Origin of the sequence: Faecalicatena faecalis (assembly GCF_012524165.2) — a bacterium.
GTDB lineage: Bacteria > Bacillota > Clostridia > Lachnospirales > Lachnospiraceae > Faecalicatena_A > Faecalicatena_A faecalis.
On record NZ_JABACJ020000014.1, the window covers coordinates 87,363 to 104,459 of the forward strand.

Below are 17,097 nucleotides of genomic sequence, written 5' to 3' on the forward strand. Positions count from 1 at the left end.
ACAGAGACAATGATACCACATTGGGAACAGTTGCCGGCGTCCATGCGCAATGGACATGTAAGGCCCTATTATGAAAAGCTGAGAAAGAAGGAATCCAGCCTGCGTTTAAAACGCGCGATGGATTTTTTACTTGCGCTCATTTTGACTATTGTTCTGTCCCCAATCATGGCAGGACTCGCTTTGTGGATAAAACTGGATAGCAGAGGTCCTGTCTTTTACAGGCAGGAAAGAATTACGCGATATGGGAAACCATATCGTATTTTCAAGTTCAGGACTATGGTCACTGGCGCTGACAAAAAGGGCCCGCTTGTTACGAAGAAACAGGACGACAGAATCACAAAAGCTGGCAGCTTCCTGCGTAAATGCAGGCTGGATGAGCTGCCGCAGCTTTTTAATGTATTGAACGGAGACATGTCTTTTGTCGGTACAAGACCCGAGGTGAAGAAATATGTGGATCACTATTCAGAAGAGATGATGGCGACACTGCTTCTTCCGGCGGGAATTACATCCAGGACCAGTATTCTGTTCAAGGATGAAGATGAATGGGTAGAAAAGTACCAGAAGGAGACCGGAAAATCAGTAGATGAAGTATATGTGGAGCATATCCTTCCGATGAAAATGAAGTACAACCTCCAATATTTGAAGAATTTCAGTTTTTGGGGAGACTTAAAAATCATGATAGATACGGCATTCGCTGTAATAAGGTGAGAAAACAGGGTGACAACATGAAAAAAATTGCAGTTATTACAATGGGAGTCAGGCTGAATGGAGAGCAGGGATATACAAGATTCCGTTATCTCTGTGATTTTCTGACAGAGGCGGGATATCAGGTAGACCTTATCACGACTACATTTCAGCATTGGGAAAAGAAACAGCGGGATATTGAGCAGATTCAAAAAGAGGACTATCAGTTCGGGATCAAGTTCATCTATGAGCCGGGCTACAAGAAGAATGTGGATTTAAGAAGAATCCGCAGTCATAGGATCGCAGCGGAGAATCTGACGGCACTGCTGGAAAAGGAAGGGGATTACGATCTTTTGTATGCGGAGATTCCACCGAATGATGTGGCTCTTGCGGCCGCAGAATATGCGCAGAAAAAGGGCATTCCATTCGTGGCGGATGTCAATGACCTGTGGCCGGAAGCGATGCGTATGGTTTTGGATATTCCGGTAGTCAGTCCGATTCTCTTCTATCCGCTTCAAAGAGATGCGGAGAAGGTATATTCTTTGGTGTCCGGTGTGATCGGAACCTCCGATGAATATCGGGACAGACCTTTTCAGCATCAGAACAGGAACGTGCCCAAGGCGACTGTATACGTGGGGAATGAAATTTCTGTGTTTGACCAGGGGGCCGAAGAGAATGACGCCATCGTGGTAAAGGCGGATCATCAGTTCTGGGTGTCTTATGCCGGGACGATCGGTACAAGCTACGATATCAAGACACTGGTCTTAGCTGGAGAAGAGCTGGCAAAGAGAGGATATCAGGATATACGCATCAAAATCCTGGGCGGAGGTCCAATGAAGGAAGAACTGGAGACACTTGCCAATGAGCGGCAGATCTACAATGTCGAATTTGTTGGATATGCACCTTACGATAAAATGGCAGCCTATCTTAAAAAATCCGATATTCTGGTCAATTCCTTTGTGAGAAAGGCTCCGCAGAGTATTGTGACAAAAATCGGAGACTATCTGGCGGCAGGAAAGGCAATGATCAATACCTGTATGAGTCCAGAGTTCCGTAACAAAGTGGAACAGGACGGCTTTGGAGTGAATATCGAGCCGGAGGATGTAGGAATCCTCGCAGATGCCATTGAAGATTTATACAATCATGAAGAGACAAGACTTGAGATGGGGAGAAGGGCGAGACAGATTGCGAAAGAGCAGTTCGACCGTCCGAAGTCTTATCAAAAGATTGAAGAACTGATCAGAGGACTGATCGAAAAATAGAAATACAATGAGGTACATCTATGGATAAAGCAGAGAAAAGGAACCCTTTTTTCACCGTTGTCATGCCGGCATATGGGGTGGAAAAGTATATAGACAGAGCGATTTCAAGTATACGAAAGCAGACCTTCGAGGATTGGGAGATCATCGTCGTGGATGACTGTACGAAGGATAGAAGTGGAGAAATCGCAGAGAGATATGCTGCAGAGGATTCCAGAATCCGAGTGCTGCATCATGAAAAGAACCAGGGATTAAGCCCAGCCCGCAACACAGGGACAAGGGCTGCGTCCGGAAAGTATATTTGGTATATGGACCCGGATGATTATGTGGATGCAGACCTGTTAGAGCAGGTATATCATTCCATAGAGCGCAGTCCGGCGCAGGTGGTGCTGTTCGGGCATGTGGAGGAATACTACGATAAAAAGGGCAGACTTACGTATACGCACTCTATCTGCCCCAAGGAGCATTATTTTAAGAGTGCCGAGGAATTCCGCCCACATATCATAGAGCTGGAACAAGAGACCTTGTATGGCTATGCATGGAATAAGTTTTATCTGTTGGATTATATCAGGGAGTTAAAGCTTGATTTTGAGCGTATCAGGCTGATTGAGGATATCACCTTCAATGTGAAATATTTTATGGATATCGAATCCTTGAATATCCTGCCAATCACACCTTACCATTATGGAAAGCGTATGGAGGCAAACCTGACAAATAAATTCGTACCGGATTATTTTGTCTTGCATAAGCAGAGGATCGATATGTTATTCGATCAGTTCTCCTATTGGGGAATCTGTACAGAGGAAATCAGAAGCGTACTGGGAAGCTTATATGCCCGTTATATTTTATCTGCATTAGAGCGGAACTGCGACAAGCGTTCCGAAATGACACATGCACAGCGTTACAAGTGGTGCAGATCTGTGTTCGCGGATGGGCTGTTCAATGAGTTGATACCAGTAGCGAGAGCAAAGGAAAGTTTGTCACTTCGTATTGCTTTAGTATTATTTAGGTGGAAGAGGGCAATCCTTTGTTTGATTATGGGGCGGGGGATCTATGTAATTCGTAAATTTCTGCCAATGGTTTATTCAAAGATTAAATCAGGGAGGTAGTGGATTCAAGAAAAGAAATAAGGGGTATTATGACAGAAAACAAAAAATTTAAACAGGCGTTATTTATTTTCAAGATTTGTTACCTGGTGTATTTGCTGCTTGCATTCAACGCGTTTATCAATGGAATGGCTTGGATGAATGTGGCATCCTATGTTATCACGGCCGCAGGGCTTTTGTTGGTGCTGGGAATGGTGTTTCAGTATAAACGTTACAAATCCGCCTATAATCTGTGGTTTTTGGCGGCATTTATTTTAAGCTATGTCATCAGTGCTGCACTGCATCTGTCATTTGGAGTGTCAGGCAATTTAAAGGGGCTGATCTGGCTGGTGCTGCCGATTCTCCTCGGTTACATTTCTGCGTTTGATATGTCAGGGGATGAAATCCGAAGAGAGTTAAAGTGGTTATCTGGTATTTATATCGTTTACTGTACAATCGCCAACCTTGTCAGTCTGACGATGGTATGCTGGGGGAGAAGATTTGACTATACAGACGGAACCGGGAAGATACATTCTATTGGTTACCGCTGGAACCGCCTGTGGGGGATTTATGACGATCCGAACCATGGAGCTACAATCTCGATCATTGCAATGTTCCTGCTGATCTATCTCTTTAGCAGGACGAAAAAGCTTTGGAAAAGGATTCTGGCTGTCCTGTGTTTTTTGATAAATTACCTGTATCTGGTCCTGTCAAATTCCAGGACTGGCATTGTGACGCTTACGGCAGGGGTTATCTTTGCTGGAATGGTGTATGCCTGGATTGAAAAAAAGAGCGGCCGGCATGTAAAGCGTCTTATCCTAAAATTGGTCTGTGTAATTTTTGCCGCAGGTATTTTGTGCGTGGGGACATATGCTTTAAATGAGGCATACCAGCCCTTGGATAAAAAGATTGTAAAGCTGATGAACATCAAGAAAACAACAAAACCTGTCAATAAGGCAAATCGGAAAAAGGATCTACAAAAAGATTACAGTAATGGGCGGTTCGAAATCTGGAAAAATGGACTGCAGATTGTAGAGAAATCTCCGATTGTCGGGATTGGATACCGAAATATCGCCGGATATTCCGAAGAAAATTTTTCAGAAGGGTATCTGGTGAAGAATGCGTCTGGTGTTCAGTATGATTCCATGCACAACCTGGAACTGGATGTTCTGGTCAGCCAGGGAATCCTGGGGGGAGTGCTGTTCTTGATTTTGCTTGGAAATACCTGCGTCATCTTGTTTAAAAGGGTGTATCAGGTTCCTGGTGGAGATGTTGCAGAAACGATTTTCTCTGTGTCTGCTGCGGGAGCACTGTTTGTGGCAGGGATATTTTTATCCTTTATATTTTATGTGAATGCACCTCAGAATCTGTGTTTCTGGTTGTTTTTAGGATACGCGATGAGGTTTTGCCAGTTAGGAGAAAAAGAAGAGGTATGAAACGGATATTAGCCGGATTTATTATGGACGGCAAAGCGGGAGGAGTCGATAAGTATTTGCTGAATTTTCTGGATGCAGTGAAGAATCAGGACGTACAGATAGACTTCTTGACTGATGAAGTACATGAAGAACTGAAAACATATTTAGCACAATATCATTGTAATCTGTACCCAATCGCCAGCCTGAGGCATCCAGTCAGACAGTTTCGACAGGTATGTGCCGTATTGCAACAGAAACATTACGATATGATATACTTGAATGTCTCAACAGCCATCGACTGTATTGCTGCGTTCGCGGCGAAAAAGATGAGAGTGAAGGAACGGGCGATTCACAGCCATTCCAGTGGGAATGACTGCGAAAGCACGGCCCAGCGTCTGGTCTATGATGTGGTGCACCGAATCTGCAAGATGTTTTTTTATAGAGCCGGCACCAGATTTTATGGCTGTTCCGTCAAGGCAGGGGAGTGGATCTTTCCGAAAAAGATTGTGCAGTCTGAAAAGTTCGAAGTAATCTATAACGCAGTGGATCGGAATCGTTTCCAGTACAAGGAGGAGATTCGAAGGCAGGTAAGAAAAGAACTGGGGATTACGGATGAGCAGCTTGTGATCGGGCATATCGGTAATTTCTGTTATGCCAAGAATTATCCGTTTTTGATAGATTTGTTTTCTGATATCCATGAGAAAGAAAAGGATAGTGTCTTCCTTCTTACGGGTACAGGTGTTGAACTGGAAGAAGTCCGGGAAATGGTAAAAAAGAGAGGGCTTACAGATTGTATTCGGTTTCTTGGATGGAGAAAAGATGCAGACAGGCTGTATCAGGCTATGGATCTGTTCGTGCTCCCATCCAGATTCGAGGGGCTTCCGATTGTTGGGGTGGAGGCACAGTGTGCAAAGCTTGCCTGTGTGCTCAGTGACACAATTACCCGGGAAGCTAAGATACAGGACCATTGTCATTTCCTGCCTCTGGCAGACGGCACAGAGAAGTGGGCCGGTTTCATCCTGCAGCACAGCAGATATGACAGAATGAAGGTAGCATTGACGGCGGAAGCAGCAAATTATGATCTGGACAGGCAGAAAGAGCAGTTAAGGAGGATTGTATGCCACTAGTCACTGTAATTGTAGCAGCATATAATGTGGAACGTTATATAGAAAAATGTATTGAAAGCCTGAGAAATCAGACTTGGAAGGAATTAGAACTTTTATTGATCGATGATGGGTCAACAGATAAAAGCGGAGAAATCTGTGACCATTTTGCAAATGTAGATTCCAGAGTCAGAGTCATACATAAGAAAAACGGTGGGGTTGCGGATGTGAGAAATCTTGGCGTGGCAGAAGCAAGGGGGACCTATCTGATGTTCGTGGATGGTGATGACTATGTGGAGCCTGAATTCGTCGAATATGCAGCCAATGCCGCTATGAGGAACCGAGCAGATATAGTAATCCTGGATTTTGAGGAAGTTGAGGAGAGCACAGGCCGGGTAGATAGATGGAGCATGAATGTAGAGCGGGATACTCCGATCAATGTGGGGCAGGTTCCCAAAATGCTGATTACCACCCCATGTCCATGGAATAAGCTGTACCGGACCAAGTTCTGGCGCGAAACAGAACTTCAATATCCCTTGGGAAGGAATTATGAGGATCTGACGGTGGTTCCGATGCTGCTGGCAAAAGCAGAGCGTATCATCTATTTGGACAGCAAGCCTTTGTACCATTATATTCTTCATGAGGGCTCCATCATGCGGAGCAAGAATTTCCAGAAAAGCTTTGAGGACAGGAAGGCGGCGATAGAGGATATCGTGTCCTATTTTAAGGAACAAGGGATCTATAATTTCTTTTCAAGCGAATTGGAGTATCTGGCGTTTGAACATGCATTTTTTGTTCCGACAAAAGAGGTCCTGCTGTATGACCCGAAAAGCCCCTATTTGGAGCAGTTTCGGGAATATGTGAAGGGGATTTATCCAAATGCGTCTAAAAATCCCTATATAGGGGAATGTTTATCAATAAAAGATAAGATCATGCTGTGGCTGATTCAGCGGAGATGGTATGGTGTTACGATTCTGCTCTCTAAGATTCGCAAACAGACCGATATCGTACGTCACAGATAAATGGGTGTAACGGTACACAAGAAAGGATTGTAAGATTAATATGGGAAAAATATTATCAATTGTCATTCCGTCATATAATGTGGAAAAATATCTGGAACAGACGCTGGAGTCTTTTATAGAAGAGAGTATCCTGGATGCGATTGAGGTACTTATCGTGGATGACGGTTCAAAGGACAGCACGGCCGAGATTGGAAAACGTTTTGAAGAAAAATATCCGGGTTCTTTCCGTGTGATTTCGAAAGAAAACGGTGGACATGGTTCCACGATCAACAGAGGAATTGAGGAATGCACCGGGAAATATTTTAAAGTAGTGGATGGCGATGACTGGGTAAATACAGAGGATTTTAAGATTTTGATAGAAAAGCTGGAATCCTGCGAAGCAGATTATGTGGTTACAAATTACTATGAAGTCAATGACCAGACCGGAGAAAAAACGAAGAAAGAATACAAAGATCTGCTCAACGAAAGCAGGGAGGGACACTGGGATTTCAAGGAGATTGCAGGACGGGTTCAGCCATCCATGCATGCCTTGATTTTTAAAAGCAGTATCCTGAAAGAAAATCATATCCGTCTGGATGAGCATAGCTTTTATGTAGATGTAGAATACATTCTGTATCCGCTGCCTTATGTGAAGACTGTAGCATATTATGATCTGTTTATCTATATGTACCGTCTGGCGCAGGCAACACAGAGCGTGAGCATGCAAGGGTTTCAGAAGCATATCCAGAACCATATGGATGTGATCTGCCACCTGACAGAGTTTTACGGCAGATATGAAAAGGACAGCCAGGCTGAGCCGGAGAAGCTTTCCTTTATCTCCAAACGGATTGCACAGATGATTGGAGATCAGGTGACGATTTTCATGAGCTATCCAGTGGAGGATGATTCTGTCAAGGCAATGTTCATAGAATTCGACAAAAAGATTCAGGACACCAACAGAGTAATATATGAGAAATCAGGTGAAGAGAGCGGGACATTAAAGCTCTTGCGCCGATTAAATTTCGTGGGTTACAGAAAAATTATGGCGATGGGGAAAAAACGGAACGGGATGGAGGAAAAGTAATGGCTCTGAAGGTAAATTCGGTGAAGTTTAACTTCATTATGAATTTTATATTGACGGCGTCTTCTATCATCTTCCCGTTGATTACCTTCCCGTATATATCCAGGACACTATTGGCAGCCGGAAGCGGGGCGGTATCGTCTGCAGCATCTGTGCTGTCATATTTTGCGATGTTCGCTTCTCTGGGCATTCCTACTTACGGAATCCGTGCATGTGCAAGGGTAAGGGATGACCGGGAGGAACTATCCAGGACCGTACAGGAATTGATGATTGTCAATACCGTGACTACGGTATTGACTTATGCGGTATTTTTAGTCCTGCTGGCTGTTGTCCCGAAGTTCGCGGCGGAAAAAGAACTTCTCATGATTAACAGTGTGTCTCTAATTTTGAATGTAATCGGTGTATCCTGGCTCTACAGCGCGTTGGAAGAGTACGGATATATTGCAAGCAGGACGCTGATTTTTAAAGTGATTTCCATCATATTCATGTTTCTGATGGTAAAAAGCCCGGATGATTATATCATTTATGGAGCAATTAGCGTGTTTGCAGGAAGCGGTTCTTATGTCCTGAACTTCCTGCGCTTGCGCAGATATGTCGATTTTAAGAAGACACAGCAGTATCATTTTAAGGAGCACTTAAAGCCGATCATGATTTTTTTTGCAACATCTGCAGGAATCAGCGTCTACACGAATCTGGATACGGTCATGCTGTGGATGATGAAGACAAATGTAGATGTGGGATATTACAGTGCGGGAATTAAGGTAAAAACTGTTCTGTCCACCCTGATTACTTCTTTAGGAACGGTTCTTCTTCCCAGATTGTCTTATTATGCGGAGAAGGGAAATAAGGACGAATTTTACAAGATTATTGCAAAGGCCTGCAATTTTGTTGTATTATTGGGCGCGGGTGTGACGGTCTACTTCTGGATGTATGCGAAGGAATCCATTCTTTTATTGGCCGGAGCAGATTTTTACGGAGCAATCGCCCCGATGAAATATCTGATGCCTACAGTGCTTTTGATCGGGCTTTCGAATGTGACGGGAATCCAGGTGCTTACCCCTACCGGGCGTGAGTCAAAGGTTCTGTATTCCATCCTGGCTGGAGCGGTGACGGACTTTGTATTAAATCTGGTCCTTATTCCGTATATTGCAGCGGATGGCGCGGCAATCGCAACAACAGTAGCAGAACTTGTCGTCCTGCTGGTGCAGTGCATTTACCTGAAAGATACCCTTCCAAAGATTGTCAAGGATATCAGTATCAGGAAAGTATTCGTGGCATTGATCCTTGCAATGGCCGGAGGAGGACTGATACGTTGGCTGGATATTAAGAGTCTGTTTTTGAATCTGCTTATTTCGGCAGTGGTGTTCTTCGGAATCTATGGAGGAATGCTCATGCTGCAGAAAGAAAGCTTTGTGTGTGGGACACTGGAAAACAGTATTCAGATGATTAGGAATAAACTGAACAGGAGATAGGAAATGGAAGAGCAGATGGAAAAGTCTTGAAATAATTACATTTTTTATCGTCAAAGTATGATGTCGAAAGAAGTAGAAATATATAAGGGCATATGTTATAATTTGAAGTGGTATATTGTTGATACAAATAAAGAATTTAAATGGATGTTATTATGGTCAAATAGGAAAAATTGAAAATTTTACATAGGTGAATTTATAAATATAAATTGAGGCATTTGGATTTGGGAGGGGCTTTAATGCAGAGCTTAAAAGATTGGCTAAAGCATAGGAATAAAATTGAAAACAATATTTTGGAAAATGAAAAAATAATAGAGAATGCATACCTCTTTTTGTTTGGAATTTTTATGCTCTATTATGATTCATATACGACAATGTTTAATAATCAGTGGCCAGACAAGTTTTTGCTGTATTTAGAATTAACTCTTGGAGTTGTGGTGTTTTATAAATTTGCAGTATTAGAATGTGCAGAAGCCAAAGAAGCTATATTCATTGCAGTTATCTTAGCTTTTTTTATTGTAGTAAGAGTCAACACAGGTTATGGACAACTATTGGATACTGCGTTACTTATCGTAGGTGCATATAAAATAAACTATAAGAAAATTTTAAAAGTATATTTGGGAGTAAGTGTACCGATTATAATCTGGACTATGATTGCGGCCCGGTTAGAATTAGTCACAAATCTTATATACAATCAGGAAGGAAGAATAAGAGAGTCTTTTGGGTTTGTCTATCCAACAGATTTTGCTGCGCATGTTTTTTTTGTTGTTGTTGCATGGGTCTTATTGAGACAAGTTAAATGCAGTTTATTTGAATTGGGCGGAATGATTATATTAGTAGTATTCCTTGCTGCTAACTGTGATTCACGAAATAGTGAGTTAGGAATATTACTTATTGTTGGCGGAGTTATTTATCTGAAGGTAATGGATTATATTGCTGTTAAAAAGAATAAGAAATATTATCCTTCAAAATTAATAAAGTGGGTATGTTTAGGTTCTCCAATTATATTTGCACCAGTAATGATATTGTTATGTCGTTTTTATAATCCTAATAATCAGATTATGTCTTTTTTAAATAAGGTGACGACGGAAAGACTAAAATTGGGAAAAAGGACTTTTGATAATTATGACATACAGATTTTAGGACAATATGTAGATATGGTAGGAAATGGAGGATCAACGGAAAAACCGGCATATTATACTTTTATAGACTGTTCATATATTAACATTTTGATGAGATATGGTCTGCTTATTTTTATAGTGGTATTATTAATTTTAGAAATTATTATGTTAAAAAACAGAAGTAATCTCTATATATTGGGGTTGATAGTGGTAATATGTTTGCATTCTGTTATGGAGCATCATCTTTTCGAATTTTATTACAATGTGTTTATCATTTTGCCATTTGCATCCTTTCAGAGCGTAGAAAATTTTAAAAATAAAAAGATAAACAGAGAGGAAAGAAAAATTTGTGATGAGACGTTAAGGATGTAGATATATCACAAAGATATTAATAAAAATTTATAGAAAATATAAAGAATAAATACAAGGGGGATAAAAATGCCTATTCAAGTAACACAATCGTCAATGCCAAAATTTGAGGAATATATAGAGGAAATAAAACCGATATTTGAAAGCCGATGTTTGACTAACATGGGAGTCGTGTATAAAAGATTTCAGCATCAGCTGATAGATTATTTGGGAGTTCCTTATTTGTCACTTTTTGTTAACGGGCATATGGCTTTAGAAATGGCAATTCAAGCTTTAGATTTGAACAAAGCAGGGGGAGAAGTTATAACTACACCATTTACATTTGTATCTACTACTCATGCGATAGTTAGAAATGGGTTAAAGCCAGTATTTTGTGATATTAAATCAGATGACTATACAATTGATCCAAAGAAAATAGAAAATTTAATCACTGAAAATACAGTAGCAATTATACCGGTTCATGTTTATGGTAGCATATGTGATGTAGAAGCAATAGAACAAATAGCAAGAAAGTACAATTTAAAAGTTATTTATGACGCAGCCCATGCATTTGGTGTTACTTATAGAAATATTGGAGTTGGAAACTTTGGAGATGCAACCATGTTCTCTTTTCATGCGACAAAATGTTTTCATAGTATCGAAGGTGGGGCAATTTCATTTCAAGATGAGTCTTATAGAAGAAAACTCCATTGTTTGAAAAATTTTGGAATTGAAGGCCCAGAGGATGTGACGGATATAGGTGCAAATGCTAAATTGGATGAGTTTAGAGCCGCAATGGGAATCTGCAATTTGCGACATATTGATGAATGCTTTGAAAAAAGGGAAGCAGTATATAAACGATATTATGAGAGACTAAAAGATAGAAGCGGGTTGAAACTGCTTGAGATACAGCCTAATGTTAAGCCAAATTATGCATATTTTCCAGTGTGCTTCGATAAGGAACTTTTTGGAAAAGGGAGAGATGAGGTTCAAATATATCTTAGAAAAAATGGGATAAATACTAGGAAATATTTCTTCCCAGCTGTAAATGAAATGCAGTGTTACAAGGAAGAGTATAAAGAAATGCATACACCTATTGCTCATAAGGTTTCTTTAGAAGTATTGGCTCTTCCGATGTATGAAGATTTAGCATTTGAAGATGTGGATAGAATATGTGATTTAATTTTAGACTAAATACTTAAAAATGGAGAGTGATTATGAAAAAGTTATTATTATTAGGTGGTTCAAGATATATTATTCCTGTAATAAAGGCAGCACATAAATTAGGAATTTATGTAATAACCTGTGATTATCTTCCTGATAATATTGGTCATCAATATGCTGATGAATATCATAACGTGAGCATTATTGATAAAGATGCTGTCTTGAAATTAGCATATGAGCTGAATATAGATGGCATTATGTCGTTTGCCACAGACCCTGGTGTTATCGTAGCAGCTTATGTAGCAGAGAAATTAGGTTTATCTTTTTGTCCTTATGATTCTGTAGAAATTCTACAGAATAAAGATTTGTTTCGTGAGTTTTTAAGGAAGAATGGTTTTAATGTACCACAATCAGTAGGAGGTGAAAATAAAGATCAAGTCATAGATAAGATTGGTACATTTAGATTTCCTGTGATTGTAAAACCGGTAGATTCAGCGGGAAGTAAAGGTGTTACAAAGGTTGAGGATATCTTAAATTTAGATGAAGCAATAAATCATGCAAAAAGTTATTCAAAAACGGGACGATTTATTGTTGAGGAATTTATAGAGCAAGAGGGGCATTCTTCTGATTCAGACTGTTTTTCTATAGATAATCAGTTAGTATGTGCCAGTTTTTCATGTCAGTATTTTGATGGGAGGGCAAAAAATCCTTATACTCCTGCTGCATATAGTTGGCCATCAGATATGCCATCTTGTAAGATTGAAGAATTGAGAGCTGAAATAGATCGATTAATTAAGCTATTAAATTTAAAAACGGCTATATATAATGTGGAGACTAGAGTAGGAAAAAATGGTAATGCTTACATTATGGAGGTTTCACCACGAGGAGGAGGAAATAGGCTGGCAGAAATAGTGAAATTGGCAAGTGGTGAAGATATGATATTAAATAGTGTAAAAGCGGCAGTAGGATTACCTCTAGATAAACTAAAAAATCCCGTATATGATGGTGCTTGGGCGGAATATATATTGCATGGTGATAAGGATGGTTTGTTTAGCCATTTAGAAATAGATCCATTGTTTGAAGAAAAATATGTCGTGGAGAAAGATTTGTGGGTGAAACCTGGAGATATAATACATGCCTTTACTGGTGCTAATGAAACAATAGGAACATTAGTAATGAAGTTTGAAAGTCAAATAGAGTTGTCTGAAAAATTAGCAGATATAAGAAAGTATGTAAAAGTAATAGTTAAATAGTTTATAGTAACAAGATTATACTAATGAATACAGTATGGAGATATAAGAAATGGGGAAAACAGAACTTACAAAAATTATGCGTTGGAAAATCGCAGATTCACTGGCAAAAGATAGACTGGAAAAAGTTAATTTAGAATGTAAAGAGGTGCATCCGCGTACAACGATATATTCTAAATATATAAAAAGAATGTTTGATATACTACTATCTGCTATTGCATTGATTATAACGCTCCCTATTAATCTTATATTAGGAATAGTTACTTTTTTTGATGTGGGAAATCCTATTTTTTTTAGACAAGAACGAATTGGGAAAGATGGGAAAATATTTGAGATAATTAAGTTTCGTAATATGAAGAATACAACGGATGAGAGGGGGGAACTGCTTTCTCCCGAGAAAAGAGTTACGAAATTTGGACATTTTGTTAGAAAAACTTCCTTGGATGAGTTGTTAAATTTTTGGAGTGTTTTTAAGGGAGATATGAGTCTGATTGGTCCTCGTCCATTAGTGCCAGAGTATTATGATAGATATAATAAAAGACATAAAATGCGTTTTGCGGTTCGTCCAGGCTTGGAGTGTCCTCCAAGGGAAAAATGTGATCATGAATGGACTTGGCAGGAGCAGTTTGAAAATGATGTTTGGTATGTGGAAAATATAAGTTTTTTGACAGATTGTAAGATGGTGATTCGGCTATTTCAGTATGCTTTAAATCGTAAAAATGCAAGTATACGAGCAAGTGGTGGACGTGGGACTTTTATGGGATATGATCTAAATGGAAGAGCAATTAATATGGAAGAGATTCCACAAGAATATATAGATGCCTGTTTAGATGAAAGTAAGTGCAGATGATAATACGAGGAAGGTTAATAAGGTTATGGTAGAAATAGGTGGATATATTGAATTTGAACATTATTTATTACCTATGTTACATGAAAAAGCCGTGGCACTTAACTGTGGCAGAAATTGTTTAGCATATTTAATTGAAGCTAAAAAAATCAAAAAAATATCACTGCCATATTTTTTATGTGATTCGGTTATAAAACTTTGCAAATCTTATGGGATTGAGATTCATTATTATCATGTTAATGAAAGCTTTTTACCAGAGAATATTTTATTAGATGATGATGAATGGCTGTATGTTGTTAATTATTATGGACAAGTATCGTCATCACAAATTTTGGCACTACAGAAACAGTTTTTAAGGATTATTGTAGATAATGCACAGGCATATTTTGATATGCCTGTAGAGGGAATTGATACTTTATATACATGTCGTAAGTTTTTTGGGGTGCCGGATGGTGCTTTTTTATATACCGATTCCTTGTTAGAGCGAGGGATTGAACAAGATGAATCCTTCGAACGGATGCACTTTCTGTTAGGGAGATATGAAAGAAAAGCTTCAGAATTTTACGATGAATATGTTAACAATAATGTTCTATTTGAATCAGAGCCAATAAAAAAAATGTCAAAATTAACACAGAATCTTTTACATAGTTTTGACTATAATCGAATTAAGAAAATCAGAACGGATAATTATGCTTATGTTTCAGATAAACTAGGTAACAGGAATCTCTTAAATCCAAAAAAAGTTGAAGGGGCATTTGCTTATCCATTAATGCTTGAAAACGGTGCAAGTATTAAGAAGAAATTGATTGAAAAGAAGATATATATTCCCACACTATGGCCAAATGTTTTAGAAACTTTAGATGCATCTTCCTTGGAGTATAAACTGGCGGAACAAATTATTCCTATTCCGTGCGACCAAAGATATGGAGAGGAAGAATTGGAATATGTATGTACGTTGATTAAAGGATTAGAAAAGTAGTAAATATGAAGGAGTCTGTATTTAGAATGGATAATATATTGAAGGGCAAAAAGCTATTAGTTTTGGGAGGAGCACAGCTTTCGTGTGAAATCATAAAAAAGGCACAGGAACTAGGGGTTTATGTTGTTGTAACAGATTATAATGAAATTGAAGATTCACCAGGAAAAAGAATAGCCGATCAATCATTTATGGTAAGTACAACAGATGTTGATGCTGTTGTGAAACTGATTGAAGAGGAAAACATTGATGGGGTCATCGTAGGATTTGTTGATATGCTATTGCCATATTATGCAGAAATTTGCAGAAGAACGGGACTACCTTCATATGGAACAAAAGAACAGTTTGACATTTTTATAAATAAAGATAAATATAAGGCATTATGTAGAAAATTTCATGTTCCTACAGTTGATGAGTATGCTGTTGACTTAGAAAATTTTGAAGAAAGTACAAGTGAAATAAAATATCCTGTTCTTGTAAAACCAGCAGATAGTAGTGGAGCCAGAGGAATTACAATATGTTATTCAAAAGAAGAACTGCGAGAAGCATATCAAAAAGCAAGTCAATTTTCTAGTTCTGGGAAAATATTAGTGGAAAGATATCTATTAGGAAAAGAGGCGACAGTTTTTTGGCTTTTTGATGACGGAAAATATTATTTGACAGCTTTGGGAAATAGGCATATGAAAAATAGTCAAGAAGGGGTTATTCCGTTGCCTGTAGGATATACATTTCCTTCTAATATTTTATCTAAGTATCAGAAAGATATAGAGGAAAATGTAAAACAAATGTTATCTTTTGTAGGCATCAAGAATGGAATGATGTTCATGCAGTGCAAAATTGAAAATGACGAATGTATAGTTTATGATATTGGATATCGTCTAACGGGTTCTTTGGAATATAAGATTTTACAAAAAGTATGTGGATATGATCCGTTGGAAATGATGATTCGTTTTGCTTTGACTGGAAAAATGTGTGAACAAGATGTGGCTAATAAGATAAATCCGCATTTTAATAGATATGGTTTTAATTTATCTTTTTTAGCTAAACCGGGCAAAATTAAAAAAATTTTGGGAATGAAAGAATTATTAGAAATTCCTCAGGTGATAGATGCCGTAATAGCACATGATGCAGGAGAAGAGATTACAGAAGAGATGAAAGGATTATTAGCACAAATAACATTAAGGGTTTTAGGGACGGCTGATAATTTGGAATCTTTAAAGAATTTGATTGAGTTGATTGAAAAGCATGTAAATATTTTATCTGATCAGGATGAAAATTTGTTGCTTCCTGGGTTAGAGTTTGAAGATATTCTAAAAGATATAGAAATCTTATAGTGTATTATTTATAGATGGAGGGATAGCAGGATGAGAATAGCAATAACGGGAGCAGGAGGGTTTTTAGGACAAGAGCTATTGCGGCAATTATTGTGGGATAAGAGTAATTATATATTTGCAATTACTTCACAGACGGCTAAATTGGAGAGAAAATATGCACAAGAACATCAAGTGGTAGTATGTCCTAAGGACATATTATTTCAAAATGCTAATTCCGTAGGGCACATAGATGTGCTGATTAACTGTGCTTATCCAAGGAATATCAATGGAGATCAACTTGAGGATGGGCTAGAATATATCATAAGTGTTTTACAATCTGCAGTACGATTAAATGTAAGTGCTGTCATTAATATTTCTTCTCAAAGCCTATATGATCAGAATAGGAAAATACCAGCTACAGAGTCATGTCCGGTTTGTCTGGAATCTATCTATGCCCTTGGTAAATATTCGGTTGAATTATTAGTTAAAGTTATCTGCGAAAATGTTCCACACACTAATATTAGATTAGCGAGTCTAATAGGTCCAGGATTTGATCAGCGTGTTACTAATAAATTAGTGGTGAAAGCTTTTGAAACTGGGAAACTATGTATTGCAGATGGAAACCAACGTTTTGGATTTTTAGATGTTGAAGAGGCGGCAAAAGGTATTATTGGATTATTAAAAATTCCATTCGAAACATGGAAAGGTATTTATAATTTGGGCAGCGAGAATGCATACTCTTTACATGATATTGCAAATGTCATAGCAGATGTTATGGAAAAATATTATGGAAAAAAGATAGAAATAGATACTGCTGTGGCGGAATCGGAATTAAACACGACTTTAGATTCAGCACTAATCATGCGTGATACAGGATATTCGCCCAGAATGACATTAGAAGAAAGTATTTTAAAAATTGTTCAAGCTTATAAACAGTAAAAAGATTTTTGCGGTTTAGAGGATTGATTTAGGAAGTGAAAG

General features: G+C 38.6%; 15 protein-coding genes. All 15 read left to right on the plus strand.

The genetic code is table 11. From position 1 onward, the window contains the following. The first annotated feature begins 9 nt into the window (after window positions 1–9). Window positions 10–708 (plus strand): sugar transferase, encoded by a 699-nt coding sequence (locus HGO97_RS14645; RefSeq protein ID WP_168866533.1) that lies wholly within the window; start codon window positions 10–12, stop codon window positions 706–708. 17 nt (window positions 709–725) lie between these two features. Continuing rightward, a complete protein-coding gene (locus HGO97_RS14650; protein ID WP_168866532.1) occupies window positions 726–1,946 on the plus strand; it encodes a glycosyltransferase family 4 protein in 1,221 nt (406 codons plus the stop codon). Window positions 1,947–1,966: 20 nt separating this feature from the next. After that, window positions 1,967–3,052, plus strand: a complete 1,086-nt coding sequence (locus HGO97_RS14655; RefSeq protein ID WP_216243041.1) for a glycosyltransferase family 2 protein — start codon at window positions 1,967–1,969, stop codon at window positions 3,050–3,052. A gap of 29 nt (window positions 3,053–3,081) precedes the next feature. Continuing rightward, entirely contained in the window at window positions 3,082–4,464 is a 1,383-nt protein-coding gene (locus HGO97_RS14660) for an oligosaccharide repeat unit polymerase (RefSeq protein WP_216243043.1), read from the plus strand. After that, on the plus strand, window positions 4,461–5,570 hold the full coding sequence (locus HGO97_RS14665) for a glycosyltransferase (RefSeq protein WP_216243045.1): 1,110 nt from the start codon (window positions 4,461–4,463) through the stop codon (window positions 5,568–5,570). The genes HGO97_RS14660 and HGO97_RS14665 overlap by 4 nt, the downstream gene beginning before the upstream one ends. Continuing rightward, window positions 5,561–6,568, plus strand: coding sequence for a glycosyltransferase family 2 protein (locus HGO97_RS14670; RefSeq protein ID WP_216243047.1), 1,008 nt, complete (start codon window positions 5,561–5,563; stop codon window positions 6,566–6,568). Before HGO97_RS14665 ends, HGO97_RS14670 begins: the two co-directional genes overlap by 10 nt. Window positions 6,569–6,608: 40 nt before the next feature. Next, on the plus strand, window positions 6,609–7,631 hold the full coding sequence (locus HGO97_RS14675; protein ID WP_216243054.1) for a glycosyltransferase family 2 protein: 1,023 nt from the start codon (window positions 6,609–6,611) through the stop codon (window positions 7,629–7,631). Further along, window positions 7,631–9,100 carry a flippase gene (locus HGO97_RS14680; RefSeq protein ID WP_246597464.1) on the plus strand — a complete coding sequence of 490 codons (1,470 nt, stop codon included), beginning with the start codon at window positions 7,631–7,633 and terminating at the stop codon, window positions 9,098–9,100. The genes HGO97_RS14675 and HGO97_RS14680 overlap by 1 nt, the downstream gene beginning before the upstream one ends. 236 nt (window positions 9,101–9,336) lie before the next feature. Further along, window positions 9,337–10,590, plus strand: a complete 1,254-nt coding sequence (locus tag HGO97_RS14685; protein ID WP_216243057.1) for a hypothetical protein — start codon at window positions 9,337–9,339, stop codon at window positions 10,588–10,590. 66 nt (window positions 10,591–10,656) lie between these two features. Further along, window positions 10,657–11,760 (plus strand): DegT/DnrJ/EryC1/StrS family aminotransferase, encoded by a 1,104-nt coding sequence (locus HGO97_RS14690; protein WP_216243059.1) that lies wholly within the window; start codon window positions 10,657–10,659, stop codon window positions 11,758–11,760. A gap of 23 nt (window positions 11,761–11,783) precedes the next feature. Continuing rightward, window positions 11,784–12,983, plus strand: coding sequence for an ATP-grasp domain-containing protein (locus tag HGO97_RS14695; RefSeq protein ID WP_216243061.1), 1,200 nt, complete (start codon window positions 11,784–11,786; stop codon window positions 12,981–12,983). A gap of 49 nt (window positions 12,984–13,032) precedes the next feature. Beyond that, window positions 13,033–13,830, plus strand: a complete 798-nt coding sequence (locus tag HGO97_RS14700; protein WP_216243063.1) for a sugar transferase — start codon at window positions 13,033–13,035, stop codon at window positions 13,828–13,830. Next, window positions 13,811–14,806: a hypothetical protein gene (locus HGO97_RS14705; protein WP_246597465.1), complete on the plus strand. Its 996-nt coding sequence runs from the start codon at window positions 13,811–13,813 to the stop codon at window positions 14,804–14,806. Before HGO97_RS14700 ends, HGO97_RS14705 begins: the two co-directional genes overlap by 20 nt. A gap of 26 nt (window positions 14,807–14,832) precedes the next feature. Then, window positions 14,833–16,137: an ATP-binding protein gene (locus HGO97_RS14710; protein WP_216243065.1), complete on the plus strand. Its 1,305-nt coding sequence runs from the start codon at window positions 14,833–14,835 to the stop codon at window positions 16,135–16,137. A 30-nt stretch (window positions 16,138–16,167) separates the two neighbouring features. After that, the gene (locus HGO97_RS14715) at window positions 16,168–17,055 is read left to right on the plus strand and encodes an NAD-dependent epimerase/dehydratase family protein (RefSeq protein ID WP_216243067.1); all 888 of its coding nucleotides are present in this window, start codon (window positions 16,168–16,170) and stop codon (window positions 17,053–17,055) included. Window positions 17,056–17,097 lie beyond the last annotated feature (42 nt).